The following is a 16,352-nucleotide window of genomic DNA, read 5'->3' as shown; positions in this document are numbered from 1 at the left end:
CCGCCATCACCACCCCCTCCCTCTACCCGCCACCAGAGCCGCCTTCCTGCGCCCGCCCCAGCACCGCCCTCCTCCCAACCCCACTGTCACCGCCCTGCCGCTCCCCTTTCAGCCACTCTCTCCCCTGACCCGACCAGCACCGCCCCCACCCGCCGACAGCCTCCTCTTTCCGACCAGCCGCTTCCCAACCAGCCGTCTCCGGACAGCCGCCTCCCGGCCAACCGCCGATCCGTTCGTACGATCCGTCCTGTCGGCGCCATCTCCCTCGGATGGCCGCTGTCACCGGGACTCGTCTGCTCGTCGACGGCTGTTCTTCCCGGTCGTTCGCTGGCCTCCTCCCGACCAGCCGCTTCCCGACCAACCACCTCCCGAACAACCACTTCCCGGTCAGCCGCCGATCCCGTTCGTACGATCCGTCCCGCCGGCGCCATCTCCTTCAGATGGCCGCTGTCACCGGGACTCGTCTGCTCGTCGACGGCTGTTCTTCCCGGTCGATCACTGGCCTCCTCCTCCCGGCCAACCGCTTCCCGAACATCCGCCTCCCGGCCAGCCGTCTCCCGGACAGCCGCCTCTCGACCAGCCGCCGGTCCCGTTCGTACGATCCGTCCCGCCGGCGCCATCTCCCTCGGATAGCCGCCGTCACCGGGACTCGTCTGCTCGTCGACGGCTGTTCTTCCCGGTCGGTCGTTGGCCTTCTCTGCGCAGGTGGTCATCGGCGGCGGCCTCCGGATGGGGAGCCGGCGCCCAGTCCTCGGACGAAGAGGAGGGCGATGAGGGCGGTGATGAGGAAGATCAGGACGGACATGGTGGAGCCGATGCCGAGGTTCAGGCCGCTGATCAGGTTGTGGTAGGCGGTGATCGAGACGGAGCCGGTGCCCTGGGCGCCGTTGGTGAGGACGTAGATGTTGTCGAAGATGCGGAAGGCGTCCAGGGTGCGAAAGAGCAGGGCGGCCAGGATCACGGGGCGCATCAGGGGCAGGGTGACCATCGTGAGGCGCTGCCGGGCGTTCGCGCCGTCCAGTTCCGCGGCCCGCAGGGCGTCCTCGGGTACCAGGGCCAGGCCTGCCATGAGCAGGAGGGCCATGAACGGGGTGGTCTTCCAGACCTCGGCCAGGATGATGATCGCGATGGCGGGCCAGTGCTCGGTGAGGGGGGCCTGGCCGGGCGGCAGGAGAGCGGCCAGCCAGCCGGTGCCCGGCGTCCAGGCGTACTTCCAGCCGAAGGCGGCCGCCACGGTGACGATCCCGTAGGGGATGAGCACGACCGTGCGGACGAGGCCGCGGCCCACGAGGGTCCGGTACATGACCAGTGCCAGCGCCATTCCCAGCACCAGCTCGATGAGCACGCTCACCACGGTGATCAGCAGCGTGACCCCCACCGCGTTCCACCAGAACCCACTGCCCAGGACCGTGGCGTAGTTGTCCGACCCGATCCACTCCCGCCGACCGGGAAAGCGCAGGTCGTACCGCTGGAACGACAGCAGCACCGAGTAGAGGATCGGCCAGGCCGTCACCACCGCCATGAACAGCACCGCGGGCGCGCACAACCACCAGGCGAGCCGCCGCTCCGCCCGCTCCCCTTCACTGAGCCGCCCCACCCGCCTCTCCTTCTCCCCCGGCCTCCGCCTTACCTGCTTCCCCTCGCCGAACCGTCGCTCCACCTGCTTTCCCTCGCCGGGCCACCGCCCCGCCCGCTCCCCTTCACTGAGCCGCCCCACCCGCCTCTCCTTCTCCCCTGGCCGCCGCTCCACCTGCTTTCCCTTGCCGGGCTGCTCTGCCTGCTTCCCCTCGCCGGTGTGGTCGCTCACGGCAGCACTCCTCGGCTCTGGAGGGCGTCCCCGATGAGGGAGCGCAGCCTGGCGAGCGTCTTCGGGGGGTCGATCGAGGACGGCGGCGAGAGGGTGACGGCCGTGACGGTGGAGACGTTCTGGTAGGTCGGGGTCTGCGGGCGGGGGGCGGACGTCTCGACGGCCTGGAGGATGGCGTCGCGCATGGGGTAGGCCTCGGCCATGCCCTCGGCCTGGTAGACGGATGCGATGGTCGGGGGGAGGCCGTCCAGGGTGGCGGCCAGGCGCTGGCTTTCGGGGTCGCGCAGGCAGAGGGCGGCCTGGAACGACTCGTCGGGGTGCTCGGAGTAGCGGCTGACGGCGAAGTTGGCGCCGCCGAGCGGGGAGCGCCCGGTTCCGGTGATGCCGGGGTAGTGCGCCCACTTGAAGTGCCGGACGAGATCCGGGCGGTTGGCGGCCATGGAGGCGTGGACGTACGGCCAGTTGACCTCGTAGGCGGCGCGCCCCGACTCGACGGCCAGCCGGGCGTCGTCCTCGCGGGTGTTGGACAGTGAGGGGTCCGCCGCCGGGGACCGGGCGAAGTCCCGCATCGTCCGCAGGGCCTGCAGGGCGGGCGGCCCGAGTTCGACGCGCTCGCCGTCGGGGCTGAGGATCCGGCCGCCGGCCGAGGCGACCAGGCTGTTGAACCAGACGACGATGCCCTCGTACTGGGCACCCGTGACCTCGCCGTAGTGGGGCTTCCCCGCGGCGGCGAGCCGGGCGGAGGCCTCCGACAGCCCGGACCAGGTGGTCGGCGGCTCGGGGATCAGGTCCGCGCGGTACCAGAGAAGCTGGACGTTGGTGTTGTAGGGAGCCGCGTACAGCTTTCCCCGCCATCGCGCGGTGCCGAGAGGCTGTTCGAGTGCGCCTTCCGCGGCCCGTCTCGCGTACTCCCCCGTCCATTCCCGGATCCACGCCGCCTCGGCCAGCTCCGCCGTCCAGGTGACGTCCAGGCCGAGAACGTCCAGCCCGGGGTCTTCGGCGGCCAGCCTCCGGACGAGCTGCTCTCGCTGGTCGTCGGCTCCGCGCGGCAGTGTGTTGAGCACGATCCGGTAGGCGCCCTTCGCCAGGCCGTTGCAGCGTTCGACGATGCGGATGAGGTTCTGCTGCGGCGCGTTGTAGAGGTTGACGACCGGGGCCCCTCCGCCGTCCTCACCGCCGCATCCGGCCGGAAGCACCGCCACGAGCAGCACGAGCGCCACCGCCAGGAACCTTCGTCCCGGCGGCACGCTCCGTTTCCCGCGCTCGCCCACTCCCTCATTATTACCGAGGGTGTTCGAGCGGATACGTTTTCCACAACTTCACCGAGAGTGACCTTCGCCCCTGTGGTCGGTGACACGATCGGCGCATGATGGAAGGAGACGCGCCGTGATCGAAAAGACGGGCGGTGAAGGCGATGAGCAAGGTCCTCCCCCTGGGCAGGGTCTCCGGCATCCGGATCGGCGCCCAGTGGTCGGCCCTGCTCATCGTGGGGCTGGTCGGGCTGATCCTCGCCACCGGGGTGCTGCCCCGGGCCGAGGCGGGCCGCCCCGCCTCGGTCTACTGGGCGATCGCCATCCCGGTCGCCCTGGTGTTCTTCGCCTGCCTGCTGGTGCACGAGCTCGCGCACAGCCTGGTCGCGCTGCGGCGGGGCGTACGGGTGCGCTCGATCACGTTGTGGATGCTCGGCGGGGTGTCGGAGCTGGAGGACGAGGCGCCCACCCCGCAGGCCGACCTGGCGATCGCCGCGGCGGGCCCGCTGGCCAGTTTCGCGCTGGGCGTGCTGTTCGGCGTCGCGACCGCCGTCGCGTGGGCCTTGGACGCCCCGGTGCTGCTGGCCCAGCCGCTGGCGTGGCTGGCGCTGATGAACGTGCTGCTGGGCGTGTTCAACCTGCTGCCCGGCGCGCCTCTGGACGGCGGCAGGGTGCTGCGCGCGATCCTGTGGCGGCGCTACCACGACCTGACGCGCGCCGACCTGGCCGCCGCCCGGGCGGGCCGCTCCGTCGGTCTGGCGCTGGTGTTCCTCGGCGCCTTCCAGCTGATCTTCACCCGGTCGGGCGCGGGCCTGTGGACGATGCTGATCGGCTGGTTCCTCATGATCTCCGCCAGGGCCGAGGGGACCGCCCGCCTCGTCCGCGACGCCCTGCGGGACGTGCGGGTCGGCGAGGTCATGGCTCCCGCTCCCGTCCTGGCCCCCGACTGGCAGGAGGTCGGCTCCTTCCTCCGTGAGACCGTCGCCTTCTCCCGCCAGAACGTCTTCCCCGTCGTGGACGTGGCGGGCGTCCCGGTCGGCGTCGTCCACGCCGACGCACTGGCCGCCCTCCCCGAGGAGCGGTACGCCACCCGGGTCCGCGACCACATGACCGCCCTCCCCGACCGCAACGTCCTGGCTCCCGACGCCCCCGCCGCCGAACTCCTCACCACCCCTCCGGTGGGACGCGAACTGGTCGCGGTGATCACCGACGGCCCCCGCGTCCTCGGCATGATCACCACCGCCGACCTGTCCGCCGTCTACCGCCGCGGCCTGCTCCTCCGCCCCTCCGGCGAAAGCAGACCCCCCGAGAAAGGCCCGGATTGACCACGACACCGGCCTCAGACCGCCGAGCGCCCCCCAACTCCAAGGTGGCCAAGCGATCGGCACCGAACACAAGCCGACCGAACCGACCCGCCGCCCGTCCGAAATAGCCGAACGATCGATGCTCGACCCGGTCGGCCGGTACGCCGCCTCACGCTCCAAGGCGGCCAAGGCGGCCAGGCGGTCGGTACCCGGCCTGGTAGCCAGCACGCCACCTCACCTTCCAAGACGACCAGGCGGCCGGTACCCGGCCCGGTAGCCAGCACGCCACCTCGCCTTCCAGGACGGCCAAGCAGTCGGTAACCGGCCCGGTAGCCAGCACACCGCCTCCTCTTCCAGAACGGCCAAGCGGTCAACGCCCGGCCTGGACGGCCGGGTGCGTCTCCCCGCGTTTCCAGTCGGCCGAACGCGTGGGCTCGCCTCGTCGGGGTGTCCGCAGCCGGGTCGGGGGCGGGCGGCCAGGCGGTCGTTGCCGGCCTGGCCGCCAAGCACGCCGTCTCGCATTCCAAGGTGGTCGGTACACGTCGACTCGCCCCCGGGGCGGAGCAGGATGGGGCCGGGTCAGGGGCGGGCGGCCAGGCGGGCCACCTCGCGTTCGAGGGCGGCCAGGCGGTCGGCGAAGGGCTCGGTGTGCAGGAGGTCGGCCAGGATGTCGGCTTCGTCTTGGTCGAGGCGGATGGTCTGGAGGGGGGTGTCGGTCTCCTCGTCGGGGTAGAAGGCCAGCTCGCGGTGGCCGTCTCGGCCGACGGTGACGCTCAGGAGGTGGCCGTCGCGGGTGCGGGCGTGGTGGATGTGGCCGTAGCCGGGCAGGGTGCTGTGGGTCAGCTCCAAGGTCCCTCCTCGGGTGTCGGGTGTGGGGAATGCCGCTCCGGCAGGGGGATCGCCGCAGCGAGGGGCTCCAGGTCGGTGGCGGTCAGGCCGGCGGTCTCGGGCACCGCCGCGGCGAGGTCGCGGGCGGCGGCCGGGGCGGGGGTCCCGGCGGACCGGCGCAGGACGTCCTCCGCCGCACGGCAGGCCAGTTCCAGCGCCTCGTCGGGGGCGGCGGCGTACCGGTCGGGGTCGCTCACCCGGAAGGCGGCTCGGCCCCTGATCAGGACGGGCGCTCCGTCGCGGGTGACGCCCCGGCACCACAGCTCCGCCTGGAGGGGGCGGATCGGCACCCGGGTGGCGCGGTCGAGGACGGGCAGGACGAAGCGCAGGCCCGGTCCTATGACCGCGCGGATCCGCCCGGAGCGGCGGACGACCAGCCGCTCGTCGGGACCGACCCGCCAGACCGCCGCGGCCAAGGCGAGCAGCACGAACAGGACGCCGCCCACCAAGGAACCGGTCAAATAGTCGGGTTCGTTGGACATCGCAACCTCCCTCCGGTTTAGCGCTCCTCCTCCAGGTTCGCCGCTCATCGAGAAAATGTGCATCCGGATCGACCCCCAACCTCGAGCGGACCGCCCCCCACCCCGATGCGGACCACCCCCCATCCCAGCGCGGACCGCCTCCCACCACCGCACACCCGCCCCAGCACGGACGCCCCCCACGCCGCGCGGCCCACCATCGCCCAGATCACCCCACCGCCATGCGAGCCCCCCACCGCGCGAGCCATCACCGTTCCCGTGCGGACCGTCCCCTCTCTGCATGAACCGTCCTCTACCGCCGTGCGATCACCCACCACCCGCGCGGGCCCTCCCCACCCGGCACAGAGGGGCCCTGCTGCCGCACGATCACCCACCACCCGCGTGAACCGTCCCCACCCCGGCACGAACGGGCCCTAACCCACCACCCGCGCGGGCCCTCCCCACCCAACACAGACGAGCCCTACTGCTGCACGATCACCCTCCACCTGCGTGGGCCCTCCCATCCCGGCACAGACGAGCCCTACCGGCCGCACGATCACCCACCACCTGCGTAGACCCTCCCCACCCCGGCACAGACAGGCCCTACTGCCGCACGATCACCCACCACCTGCGTAGACCCTCTCCACCCCGGCACAGACGAGTCCTACTGCTGCACGATCACCCACCGCCCGCGTGAGCCTTCCCAGCCCGGCACGAGCGGGCCCTACGGCCGTGCGGACAGGCCCTCCCGTCGCGTAGACCGCCCCACCGCAGTGGGGGACGCTCCTTCGCCGTGTGGGTCGTTTTCGTCGTTGTGCGGAGTGTTCCCCGGCGGCGTTGGGGGGTGCCCCTCATCGACAAAAGGCCTGCTCTCGGGACACCCTGGACGGTATGACGGCACGGAGAATTCAGGCGGGGAACCTGCAGGGGAGCCCGGTCAATCGCCTTTTTTGGCGGTTGCTCACGATCAACGGGTTGATCTTCGCGGTGGGGACCACGGTGCTGGCCCTGTCTCCCGCCACCGTCTCATCGCCCGTTCTGGCCACCGAGCTGCCGGTGCTGACGGTGGGGCTGGCGCTCATGGTCACCGCCACCGCGTTCCTGCTGCGGGCCGGGCTCGCGCCCCTGGACGGGCTGACCGCACTGATGGAACGGGTCGACTCACTGCGTTCGGGGGACAGGATGGAAACCGGCGGCAACGGTGATCTCGGGCATCTGGTCGCCACTTTCAACGCCATGCTCGACCGGCTCGAAGCCGACCGCAGCAGCAGCACCGCCCGGGTGCTGGCCGCGCAGGAGGCCGAGCGGCAGCGCATCGCGCGGGAGCTACACGATGAGATCGGGCAGAGTCTGACCGTGGTGCTGCTCCAGCTCAAACGGGTGGTGGACCGGGTTCCCGCGGAGCTCACCGAGGAGATGCGGATGGTCCGCGAGAACGTCCGCGGCTGCCTGGACGAGGTGCGCGGGGTGGCGCGGCGGCTGCGGCCGGGGGTGCTGGAGGACCTGGGCCTGCCCAGCGCCCTGGCCGCCCTCGTCACGGAGTTCGAGAACGTGGAGGGCCTGGAGCTGTCCAAGAACCTGGAGAACCCTCCGGACCTCGACCCGGACACCGAACTCGTGATCTACCGGATCGCCCAAGAGGGTCTCACCAATGTCGCCCGCCACTCCCGCGCCTCCCGCGCCCGGCTGACCCTCGCCCGCGGGCCCGGCCAGATCGTCCTGGAGGTCACCGACGACGGCTGCGGCCCGCCGGAGAAGGACGGTTCGGGCATCCTCGGCATGCGTGAGCGCGCGCTGCTGATAGGCGCCAAGCTCTCGATCACCGGACGCCCCTGCGGAGGCACCCGGGTCCGCCTGGCCGTCCCGATCGACAACGCCCGAAACCCCCACCCGGCAGGCGCCCTCACGGAGCCGCCCGAACTCACCTGACCGTCCGAACACCAGTGCGGCGGACACCGAAGATCAAGGTCGCCTCACCACCTCGGCGCCGCGCTCCCGAGCATCGAACGCTCCCGTGAGGAGGCCCACCCCCGACCACCCGCACAGCCCTACTTCAAGTCCCCGATCAGCGGACGCCCCATGAAGGCTCCCAGCTCCCCTCGGCCTCCCCGAAGATCCCTGCACCGAACAACGCAAGATCACCGGATCAGTACGCAGCCGCCTCGCAGAAGCGCCCAGTTCCTCCGACCGCCCCGCACGGCCCCACGCCGAACGGCCACAAAGCCATCCGCACGGCCTCGACGGCCCGAGGTCCCAACCACCCCGAACATCCCCACGCCCCAAACGCCGCAAAGCCATCCGCACGACCTGGGTGGTCCAAGGCCCCAACCACCCCGCACGGCTCCACGCCGAACGACCACAAAGCCATCCGCACGGCCTCGGTGGCCCAAGACCCCAACCACCCCGCACAACCCCACACCGAACGACCACAAAACCATCCGCACGACCTCAACGACCCAAGACCCCGACCGCCCCACACGGCCCCACGCCCAACGACCACAAAACCACCCACACGACCTCGGCAGCCCAAGACCCCGGACACCCCCGCACAACCCCACACCGAACGACCGCAAAACCATCCACACGACCTCAACGACCCAAGACCCCGACCGCCCCGTAGGGGCGTCCGGGGTCTTCGGGCTCCTGAGTGGTGTGCGTGGAAAGTGCTGGAGAGCGGGTCAGTCCGCCGAGAGGGACTCCACGATGGGGGCGTGGGCGGCTCGGCGGGCGGGGAGGACGGCGGCGAGCAGGCCGGCGACCACCGCCAGGGCGAGGTAGAGGAGGATCTGCCCGTAGGGGAGGGCGAAGACGAAGCTGGTGAAGAGGGAGCGGGTGGCGGCCCAGCCGAAGACGGTGCCGAGCAGGACGCCGGTGACCGCGCCGAGCAGGGACATGATCACGGCTTCGGCGGAGAGCATGCCGCGCAGCTGCCTTCGGCTGACGCCCAGGGCGCGCAGCAGCGCCGACTCGCGGGTCCGTTCGACCACCGAGAGGGTGAGGGTGTTGACGATGCCGAACAGGGCGATGATGATCGCCAGGCCGAGCAGGCCCGCGAAGATGCCGATGAGCATGTCGATGGCCTTGGCGAACTCGGCCTTCATCGCGGCGCCCGTGGAGACCTGGACTCGGGGGTGGTCCGCGACCGCGGTGTCGATGACGTCGTTGGCCTCGGAGACCGGGACGCCCTTCTGGAGGTTGACGTAGACGTCGAGGTCCTCGACCTGTCCGAAGTAGCGGGTGAAGTCCGCTTCGGGGAGGAGGATGTCGGGGAGCATGCCCGCCTCCCCGGCGTAGACGACCGAGACGGTCACCCGCACCGTGCCGTGCTCCGTCTTCAGCGGCACCGCGTCCCCCATGGCGAGCCCGTCGCGCAGGGCGTACCCCTCGCTGATCATGACGGTGCCCGGCCGCAGGTCCTCCAGGGAGCCGTGCTTCATCTCCGGTTTGGCCACGATGCCCAGCGACCCCTGCGTCATGGACGCCACCATCCGCTCGTTCGCGCCGAACTCCGCGTCGACGGAGCGGATCGAGGTGACCGCGGAGAACAGGTCGTCCCGCTCGCGCAGCCCGTCGGCGACCCCCCGCGGGATCGTGCGTCCGGTCACCCCGGTGTGCAGCCGGTAGTCGATGGGGAACTGCTCGAACATCTTCTGGTCGGCGGTCGCCTTGCTGCTGGCGCCCACCACGGCGAAGAGGCTCATCAGGCCGACGCCGACGGTCAGCGCGACGGTCGTGGCCGCGGTGCGGCGCGGGGACCGCCGCACGTTCTGGACGGCCAGCCGCCCCGGCAGTCCCAGCCTCCGGCCGAGCCGGCCGCCCGTGGGGAGGCCGAACGCCCGCACCAGCAGCGGCATCAGCGCGACGACCGCGAGGAACGTCAGCGCCCCGCCGCCCGCGACGGTGAACATCGCGGTCTCCCCCGGTTCCATGCGCATCCCGATGACGGTCAGCGCCAGGCCTCCGACGGCGGAAGGCGCGGCGAGCGCCCAGCGGGCACGCCCCAGCCGGAAGGCGCGCTCACCCGGCTCGGGTTCGGTGCGCAGCGCGGCCAGCGGCGCCACCTTCGTCGCGCGGAAGCCGGGCGGCAGCGCGGACAGCACCGTCATGACCAGTCCGACGGACAGCGCGATGGCGACCGTCCGGAGGCTGAGCGAGACCTCCACCGGGACGTCCATGCCCAGGGCGTTCACCGCCGCGGCCCCGCCGGCGGCCAGCGCGAGTCCCACGGCCAGGCCGACGAGCGAGCCGACCAGCCCGACCAGCGCCGCCTCGACGACGACCGCGCCGAAGACCTGCCGCCGGGTGGCGCCCAGGCAGCGCAGCAGTGCCAGTTCCTTCGCCCGCTGCGCCACCAGGATCGTGAACGTGTTGGCGATGACCAGCCCGGCGACCAGCAGCGAGATCAACCCGAAGGCCAGCAGCCCGGTGGTGATCATCGTGATGTCGGCTCCGGCCTCCGAGGACAGCCGGCTGCTCAGCTCCTCCCCGGTGACCACTTCGTGTCCGGTGCCGCCGATCGCCGCGCCGACCTGCGCGGGCGTCACCGAGCCCGCGACGTCGATCTCGACGTAGTCCTTCTGCCCGGTCATGCGGACGGCGGTCTCCGCGAGGAATCCCACCCCGCCGCGCGAGGTGAGCTCCGCGTCGATGCCGACGTCGACGACGCCGACCAGCCGGAAGGTGTGCCTGCGCTCCTTGGCGTCGAGCACCTGGATGCTCTCGCCGGGCCGGAACCCGGTGTCCTCCGCCAGGCTCTCGTTCAGCACCGCCTCGTCCGGCGCCGCCGGGACCCGGCCCTCCAGCACGGTGTAGCGCCGCAGCGGCCCGTCGGTCGGCAGCGAGAACCCCTGGGTCGGCACGTGCCCGTGGGTGCGCCCGTCCCTGCCCAGCAGCGGCGCCTCGGCGCGGACGAGGCCCCGCGCGTCGGTCACTCCCGGCAGCGCGCGGATCTTCTCCAGCATCCCGGCGGGAAGCCTCTCGCCGTCTCCCTTCGGCAGCACCGCCACGTCGACCTTGTCGGCGGAGGCGGCGAACTCCCGGGCGAAACCGGCGCGCATCAGGTCGCCGAGCGCGAACGTCCCGCTGATGAAGCCCACGCCGAGGACGACGGCCACCACGGTGAGCAGCAGCCGGCCGCGCTGGGCGCCCAGCCGCGACAGAACGATCCTGATCATGCGTTCTCCAGCCGCTTGAGCCGGTCCAGCACCCCGTCGGCGGTCGGGCGGAGCTGCTCGTCGACGATCAGGCCGTCCCGCAGGAAGACGACGCGGTCGGCGAACGCGGCGGCGACCGGGTCGTGGGTGACCATGACGATGGTCTGGCCCAGGTCGCGGACCGAGCGGCGCAGCAGTTCCAGCACCTCCCGGCCGGTCACCGAGTCCAGGTTCCCGGTCGGCTCGTCGGCGAAGATCACCTCGGGCCGGGACAGCAGCGCCCGCGCGCACGCCACCCGCTGCTGCTGGCCGCCCGACAGCTCCGACGGGCGGTGGTCCAGCCGCTCCCGCAGCCCCAGGACGTCGACGATCCGGTCGAACCACGGCGCCTCGGGCGTGCGGCCGGCCAGTTCCAGCGGGAACAGGATGTTCTGCCGCGCCGTGAGCGTGGGCACCAGGTTGAAGCTCTGGAAGATGAACCCGATGCGCTCGCGGCGCATCAGCGTCAGCTTCCGGTCGTCGAGCCGGGTGAGGTCGGCGCCGCCGAGCAGCACCGAGCCGGAGGTGACGGTGTCGAGCCCGGCGAGGCAGTGCATGAGCGTGGACTTGCCGGAGCCCGACGGGCCCATGATCGCGGTGAAGCCGCCGCGCGCGAAGCCGATGTTCACGCCGCGCAGCGCGTGCACCACCGCGTCGCCGCGCCCGTAGGTCTTGACGACGTCGACGGCCGCGACCACGGGCGCGGGCGGGCTCGGCTCCCGGACGGGAGGGCTGGAGGCGATGCCGGTCACGGCTGGCTCCTCTACGAGGTCGGAGAGAGAAATCAGGACGTGAACGACGCTAGAGACGGGCGGGTCCGCTGCCATCGCGCTCAGGTCTCCGGCCCGTGCGCCCTGCGGGGGATCTTCCAGGGCGCGGTCATCCCGCCGCGCTACGACCTGTGGTGTACGACCTCAGCCGGACGCGCCGCGCGCCAGGCCGTTCTCGTAGGCGTACACCACGATCTGCACCCGGTCGCGCAGGTCCAGCTTGGTCAGGACGCGGCCGACGTGCGTCTTGACGGTCGCCTCCGCCACGTACAGCCGCTCGCCGATCTCGGCGTTCGACAGCCCCTTGGCGACCAGGAGCATCACCTCGCGCTCCCGGTCGGTCAGCCCCTCGACCGCGACGGCGGGCGCGGCGCCCCCCGGCTCGGGCAGGTGGCCGGCGAAGCGCTCCAGCAGGCGGCGCGTCGTGCTGGGCGCGACCACCGCGTCGCCGGAGTGCACCGCGTGGATCGCCTCGATCAGCTGGGCGGGCCTGGCGTCCTTCAGCAGGAACCCGGCGGCCCCCGCCTTGATCGCGGCGAAGGCGTACTCGTCCAGGTCGAAGGTGGTCAGGATGATCACCTTGGGCCCGCCGGGGGCGATCCGGCGTGCCGCCTCGATGCCGTCCATCCGGGGCATCCGCACGTCCATGAGCACGACGTCCGCCCGCGTCGAGCGCAGCAGCTCGACGGCCTGGGCGCCGTCGCCCGCCTCGCCCACGACCTCCAGGCCGGGCTGGGCGTCCAGGACCATCCGGAATCCGGCTCTGACCAGCTCCTGGTCGTCGACGAGCACCACTTTGATCACCGGCCCGCCTCCCCCGCGGGAAGCCGCGCGGCCACCTCGAACCCGCCGCCGGGGACGGGTTCGGCCCGTACCGTCCCCCCGTACAGCGCCGCGCGTTCACGCATCCCGGCCAACCCGTGCCCCTTCCCGTCGTTCTCGGCCATGGCGGTGCCGCGGCCGTCGTCCTGGACGTGGATCTCCACCGCGCCATTGTCGTAGCGGAGCCGTACGCGCGCGCTCGCGCCCGGTCCCGCGTGCTTCAAGGTGTTGGTGAGAGCCTCCTGGACGATACGGAAGACCGAGAGCTGCAATCCCTGCGGCAGCTCCTTCGGCTCGCCTTCGACCGTGAAATCCAACGGAAGGCCGGCGTCGCGCACCTGCTCGACCAGATCGTCGAGCTGCTCGACCCCGGGTTGCGGGGTGTAGGCACCGGTGTCGTCGCTCTCCCGCAGCACCCCGAGCAGCCTCCGCATCTCGCCCAACGCGAGCCTTCCGGTGGCGGAGATCGTCTCCAGCGCGTTCTTGGCCCGGTCCACGTCGGTGTCGATGGCGTACGCGGCGCCGTCAGCCTGCACGACCATGACGCTGACGTTGTGGGCGATGACGTCGTGCAGCTCGCGCGCGATCCTGGCCCGCTCCGCGGCCATCGCCATGCGCACCTGGGTGTCGCGCTCCTGCTCGGACTGCAGGGCCCGTTCCTCCAGGCTCTGCAGGTAGGCGCGGCGGGTGCCCAGGTACACGCCGAAGACGAGGGTCGCCACGATGAACACCGTCATGGTGGCCATGGCGCTCAGCGAGTCGCGGACGGACTGGTCTCCGTCGAAGGTCACCAGGGAGAAGCCGAACACGCAGACGCCCGCCGCGGCCAGCGCCCAGGGGAGCCTCGACCGCGTCGCGATCGTGTACAGCGCGATCAGCACCGCCATGTTCGCCACCTGCGGCGCCATCCCGGCCAGCCACTGGGCGAAGGAGACCAGGGCGACGACCGTGAACACCGCGCGCGGCCACCTCCGGCGCCACACCAGCGGCGTCAGGAGCCCGAAGATCAGCAGCAGGTGGATCTTCGGCTCGGGCGAGTGCCGCATGACGAGCAGCGCGTACGCCAGCAGCGGCAGAGTCCACAGCAGATCCACGACCTGCGGATGCCGCCTCAGCCGCTCCGCCACCTTCTTCACGGTCATCCCCGCAGCGTACGTACGCGCGCGACCGCGCGGGATCAACCCGGCGGGGGACCGGCGTACGACCTGCGGGGGACGCCGTCAGGGTTCGACGAGCCCCGTGCGGATGGCGTACTTGGTGAGGTCCAGCCGGTCCCGCATCCCGAGCTTGGCCAGGATGTTGGTGCGGTGGCGCTCCACGGTCTTCACGCTGATCGTCAGGGTCTCGGCGATCTCCTTGGAGGAGTGGCCCTCGGCGACCAGCTTGATGATCTCCTCCTCGCGGGGCGTCAGGATGCTCTCGGGCGCGCCCTCCTCCCGGCTGAGGTACTCGCGGATCAGCGCGGTCACCGCGCCCGGGTACAGGAAGGGCTCCCCGCGCATCGCGGCGCGGCAGGCCTCGATGAGGTCTCGGTCCACGACCGACTTCAGCACGTAACCGCTGGCGCCGGCCTTGAGCGCGGCGAAGAAGTACTGCTCGTTGTCGTACATCGACAGGAACAGGAGCTTCACGCCGGGCGCGCGCCGGGAGATCTCACGGGCCGCCTGCAGGCCGGTCATGCGCGGCATCGCGATGTCCAGGATCGCCAGGTCCACCTTCTCGGGGTCGCAGGCGCGCACCGCCTCCGCCCCATCGGACGCCTCGGCCACCACCTTCAGGTCGGGCTCGGCATCGATGATCAGCCGGAGCCCCTGGCGGACCAGCGCGTGGTCGTCGGCCAGCAGGATCCGGGTCGGTGACTCCACCGGCGTTCTCCTTCTCCTCGTTCCCCGCTCTCCAGGGTGTCCCCTGCGCGCACCGGTGTCCATGCGGGCGCACCCCCATCCTCGGGCACGCCGCGGGATCCCCGCCCCTCCCGGCTACGGGTCACCACCGCGAGAAATGAGGTCTTGTACGGATAGTCACCAAACGTCCGTTTTTTAAGACTTGATGATGACTCTTTTTTTGCTCTCGCGAAAGACCGAACGGAAGGCGGATCAGCCATGCAGGCACGCGACATCGCCGTCCAGGTCCCCACCGTCACCTTCGGCGACACGGTCGCCACCGCGGTGCGGGTGATGGGACTGGGCAGGGTACCCGGACTGATCATCGTGGACGAACGGCGCCGGCCACGGGTGGTGCTCCCCGGCACCCAGGTGCTGAGGCTCCTGATACCCCGAGCCTACTGGGACGACCCCGCGCTGAGCCGCGCGGTCGACGAGGCGCACGCCGACCTCTTCTGGGAGGAGATCAACGGGCTGACGGTCGGCGACTGCATGCTCTCGGGCGCGAGCCGGCCGGCGACCGTGCGCCCCGACGCGACACTGCTGGAGGTCGCGGCGCTGATGGCCCGGCTGCGCAGCCCGCTGGTGGCGGTGGTCGAGGACGGCGCCCTGCTGGGCGCGGTGACCCTGGACCGGCTGGTCGGGAGCCTGGCGCTGGCCGGCCCCCCGGGGGAGTGAGGAGAGCCTCCCTATGACCGCAATCCTCGCCTTCACCATCTTCGCCGTCGCATTCTGCCTTATAGCTACCGAAAAAATAGACAAAGTCAAGATCGTACTGGTCGCGGCCGGCATCATGACCGTGCTCGGCCTGACGCCCGGCGCCGAGGTCTTCTTCTCCGAGCACGAGGGCGTCGACTGGAACGTGCTGTTCCTGCTGTTCGGCATGATGATCATCGTCGGGATCGTCAAGCAGACCGGCGCCTTCGACTACCTGGCCATCTGGGCCGCCAAACGCTCCCGGGGCAGGCCCTACCGGCTGATGGTCATGCTCATGGTCATCACCGCGATCGCCTCGCCGTTCCTGGACAACGTCACCACGATCATGCTGGTCGTCCCGGTCACCGTGGTGGTCTGCAAGCGGCTGGCGATCTCCCCGGTGCCCTACATCATCGCCGAGATCCTCGCCTCCAACATCGGCGGCGCCTCCACCCTCATCGGCGACCCGCCCAACATCATCATCGGCAGCCGCGCCGGGCTGAGCTTCAACGACTTCCTCGTCCACATGACGCCGATCGTCGTGATCGTGTTCGTGGTGTTCGTGCTGCTGACCCGCGTGATGTTCCGCAGGTCGTTCCAGTACAACCCCGAGCGCGCCGCCGAGATCATGTCGCTGCAGGAGCGCCGCGCCATCAAGGACACCGGGCTGCTCGTCCGCTGCATGATCGTGCTGGCCCTGGTCATCGCGGGCTTCTCGCTGCACTCGGTGCTGCACGTCGAGCCGTCGATCGTGGCGATGATCGGCGCGGGCGTCATGCTGCTGGTCACCAGGGCCGAGACCGCCGAGGTCCTCGAAGAGGTCGAGTGGCACACGCTGGTCTTCTTCTTCGGCCTGTTCATCATGGTCTCCGGCCTCGTCCACACCGGCGTCATCGAGGCGGTCGGCACCTGGGCCGTGGACACCTTCGCCGACCAGCCGCTGGCCGCCGCGACCTCGCTGCTCTTCGGCTCCGCGGTCCTCGGCGCGTTCTTCGACAACATCCCCTACACCGCCACGATGGCGCCCATCGTGGAGGAGGTCGTCGCGCAGCTCCCCGCCGGTGACGGCGAACCGCTGTGGTGGGCGTTCGCGCTCGGCGCGGACTTCGGCGGCAACGGCACCGCGATCGCCGCCAGCGCCAACGTCGTCGCCATCGGCATCGCCGCCCAGACGGGCAACCGGATCTCCTTCTGGCAGTTCACCCGCTACGGCGTCATCGTCACCGTGCTGAGCACCGTGATGGCCTGGGCGTACGTCTGGCTGCGCTACTTCACCTGACGG

Annotated in this window: 14 protein-coding genes; 4 read left to right on the top strand and 10 right to left on the bottom strand. The window is 71.2% G+C overall.

Annotated elements, in window-relative coordinates:
* Nucleotides 1-86 precede the first annotated feature (86 nt).
* From ABD140_RS27820 to ABD140_RS27810, 3 genes are read right to left on the bottom strand one after another with little or no spacing between them, the layout of a single operon-like run.
* Nucleotides 87-713, bottom strand: coding sequence for a hypothetical protein (locus ABD140_RS27820; RefSeq protein WP_344243970.1), 627 nt, complete (start codon nt 711-713; stop codon nt 87-89).
* Entirely contained in the window at nt 710-1,807 is a 1,098-nt protein-coding gene (locus tag ABD140_RS27815) for a carbohydrate ABC transporter permease (RefSeq protein WP_344243969.1), read from the bottom strand. The genes ABD140_RS27820 and ABD140_RS27815 overlap by 4 nt, the downstream gene beginning before the upstream one ends.
* Nucleotides 1,804-3,054 carry an ABC transporter substrate-binding protein gene (locus ABD140_RS27810; RefSeq protein WP_344243968.1) on the bottom strand — a complete coding sequence of 417 codons (1,251 nt, stop codon included), beginning with the start codon at nt 3,052-3,054 and terminating at the stop codon, nt 1,804-1,806. The genes ABD140_RS27815 and ABD140_RS27810 overlap by 4 nt, the downstream gene beginning before the upstream one ends.
* A gap of 167 nt (nt 3,055-3,221) precedes the next feature.
* Between ABD140_RS27810 and ABD140_RS27805 the strand changes: the two genes are divergently transcribed.
* Entirely contained in the window at nt 3,222-4,382 is a 1,161-nt protein-coding gene (locus tag ABD140_RS27805; RefSeq protein ID WP_344243967.1) for a site-2 protease family protein, read from the top strand.
* Nucleotides 4,383-4,940: 558 nt separating this feature from the next.
* Here the strand turns inward: ABD140_RS27805 and ABD140_RS27800 are convergent.
* Nucleotides 4,941-5,210 carry a cation:proton antiporter regulatory subunit gene (locus ABD140_RS27800; protein WP_344243966.1) on the bottom strand — a complete coding sequence of 90 codons (270 nt, stop codon included), beginning with the start codon at nt 5,208-5,210 and terminating at the stop codon, nt 4,941-4,943.
* Nucleotides 5,201-5,731: an SPFH domain-containing protein gene (locus tag ABD140_RS27795; protein ID WP_344243965.1), complete on the bottom strand. Its 531-nt coding sequence runs from the start codon at nt 5,729-5,731 to the stop codon at nt 5,201-5,203. The genes ABD140_RS27800 and ABD140_RS27795 overlap by 10 nt, the downstream gene beginning before the upstream one ends.
* Nucleotides 5,732-6,682: 951 nt before the next feature.
* On the opposite strand from ABD140_RS27795, the gene ABD140_RS27790 reads away from it, so the two are divergent.
* Nucleotides 6,683-7,636, top strand: a complete 954-nt coding sequence (locus tag ABD140_RS27790; protein WP_344243964.1) for a HAMP domain-containing sensor histidine kinase — start codon at nt 6,683-6,685, stop codon at nt 7,634-7,636.
* Between the two features lie 749 nt (nt 7,637-8,385).
* On the opposite strand, the gene ABD140_RS27785 is transcribed toward ABD140_RS27790, so the two are convergent.
* The 5 genes from ABD140_RS27785 to ABD140_RS27765 form a co-directional block, all read right to left on the bottom strand.
* Nucleotides 8,386-10,881, bottom strand: coding sequence for an ABC transporter permease (locus ABD140_RS27785; protein WP_344243963.1), 2,496 nt, complete (start codon nt 10,879-10,881; stop codon nt 8,386-8,388).
* Nucleotides 10,878-11,651: an ABC transporter ATP-binding protein gene (locus tag ABD140_RS27780; RefSeq protein ID WP_344243962.1), complete on the bottom strand. Its 774-nt coding sequence runs from the start codon at nt 11,649-11,651 to the stop codon at nt 10,878-10,880. The genes ABD140_RS27785 and ABD140_RS27780 overlap by 4 nt, the downstream gene beginning before the upstream one ends.
* Nucleotides 11,652-11,813: 162 nt before the next feature.
* On the bottom strand, nt 11,814-12,473 hold the full coding sequence (locus tag ABD140_RS27775; protein WP_344243961.1) for a response regulator: 660 nt from the start codon (nt 12,471-12,473) through the stop codon (nt 11,814-11,816).
* Nucleotides 12,470-13,633, bottom strand: a complete 1,164-nt coding sequence (locus ABD140_RS27770; RefSeq protein ID WP_344243960.1) for a sensor histidine kinase — start codon at nt 13,631-13,633, stop codon at nt 12,470-12,472. Before ABD140_RS27770 ends, ABD140_RS27775 begins: the two co-directional genes overlap by 4 nt.
* 78 nt (nt 13,634-13,711) lie before the next feature.
* Nucleotides 13,712-14,356, bottom strand: coding sequence for a response regulator (locus ABD140_RS27765; RefSeq protein ID WP_344243958.1), 645 nt, complete (start codon nt 14,354-14,356; stop codon nt 13,712-13,714).
* A gap of 237 nt (nt 14,357-14,593) precedes the next feature.
* On the opposite strand from ABD140_RS27765, the gene ABD140_RS27760 reads away from it, so the two are divergent.
* Nucleotides 14,594-15,052, top strand: coding sequence for a CBS domain-containing protein (locus ABD140_RS27760; protein WP_344243957.1), 459 nt, complete (start codon nt 14,594-14,596; stop codon nt 15,050-15,052).
* A gap of 13 nt (nt 15,053-15,065) precedes the next feature.
* Nucleotides 15,066-16,349, top strand: a complete 1,284-nt coding sequence (locus ABD140_RS27755) for an ArsB/NhaD family transporter (RefSeq protein ID WP_344243956.1) — start codon at nt 15,066-15,068, stop codon at nt 16,347-16,349.
* The last annotated feature ends 3 nt before the right edge of the window (nt 16,350-16,352 follow it).

It is taken from the genome of Actinocorallia libanotica (genome assembly GCF_039525175.1).
In the GTDB taxonomy this organism is placed as follows: Bacteria; Actinomycetota; Actinomycetes; order Streptosporangiales; family Streptosporangiaceae; genus Actinocorallia; species Actinocorallia libanotica.
Note: the sequence above shows the minus strand (reverse complement) of the source record. Positions and strands in the feature narration are given on the sequence as shown.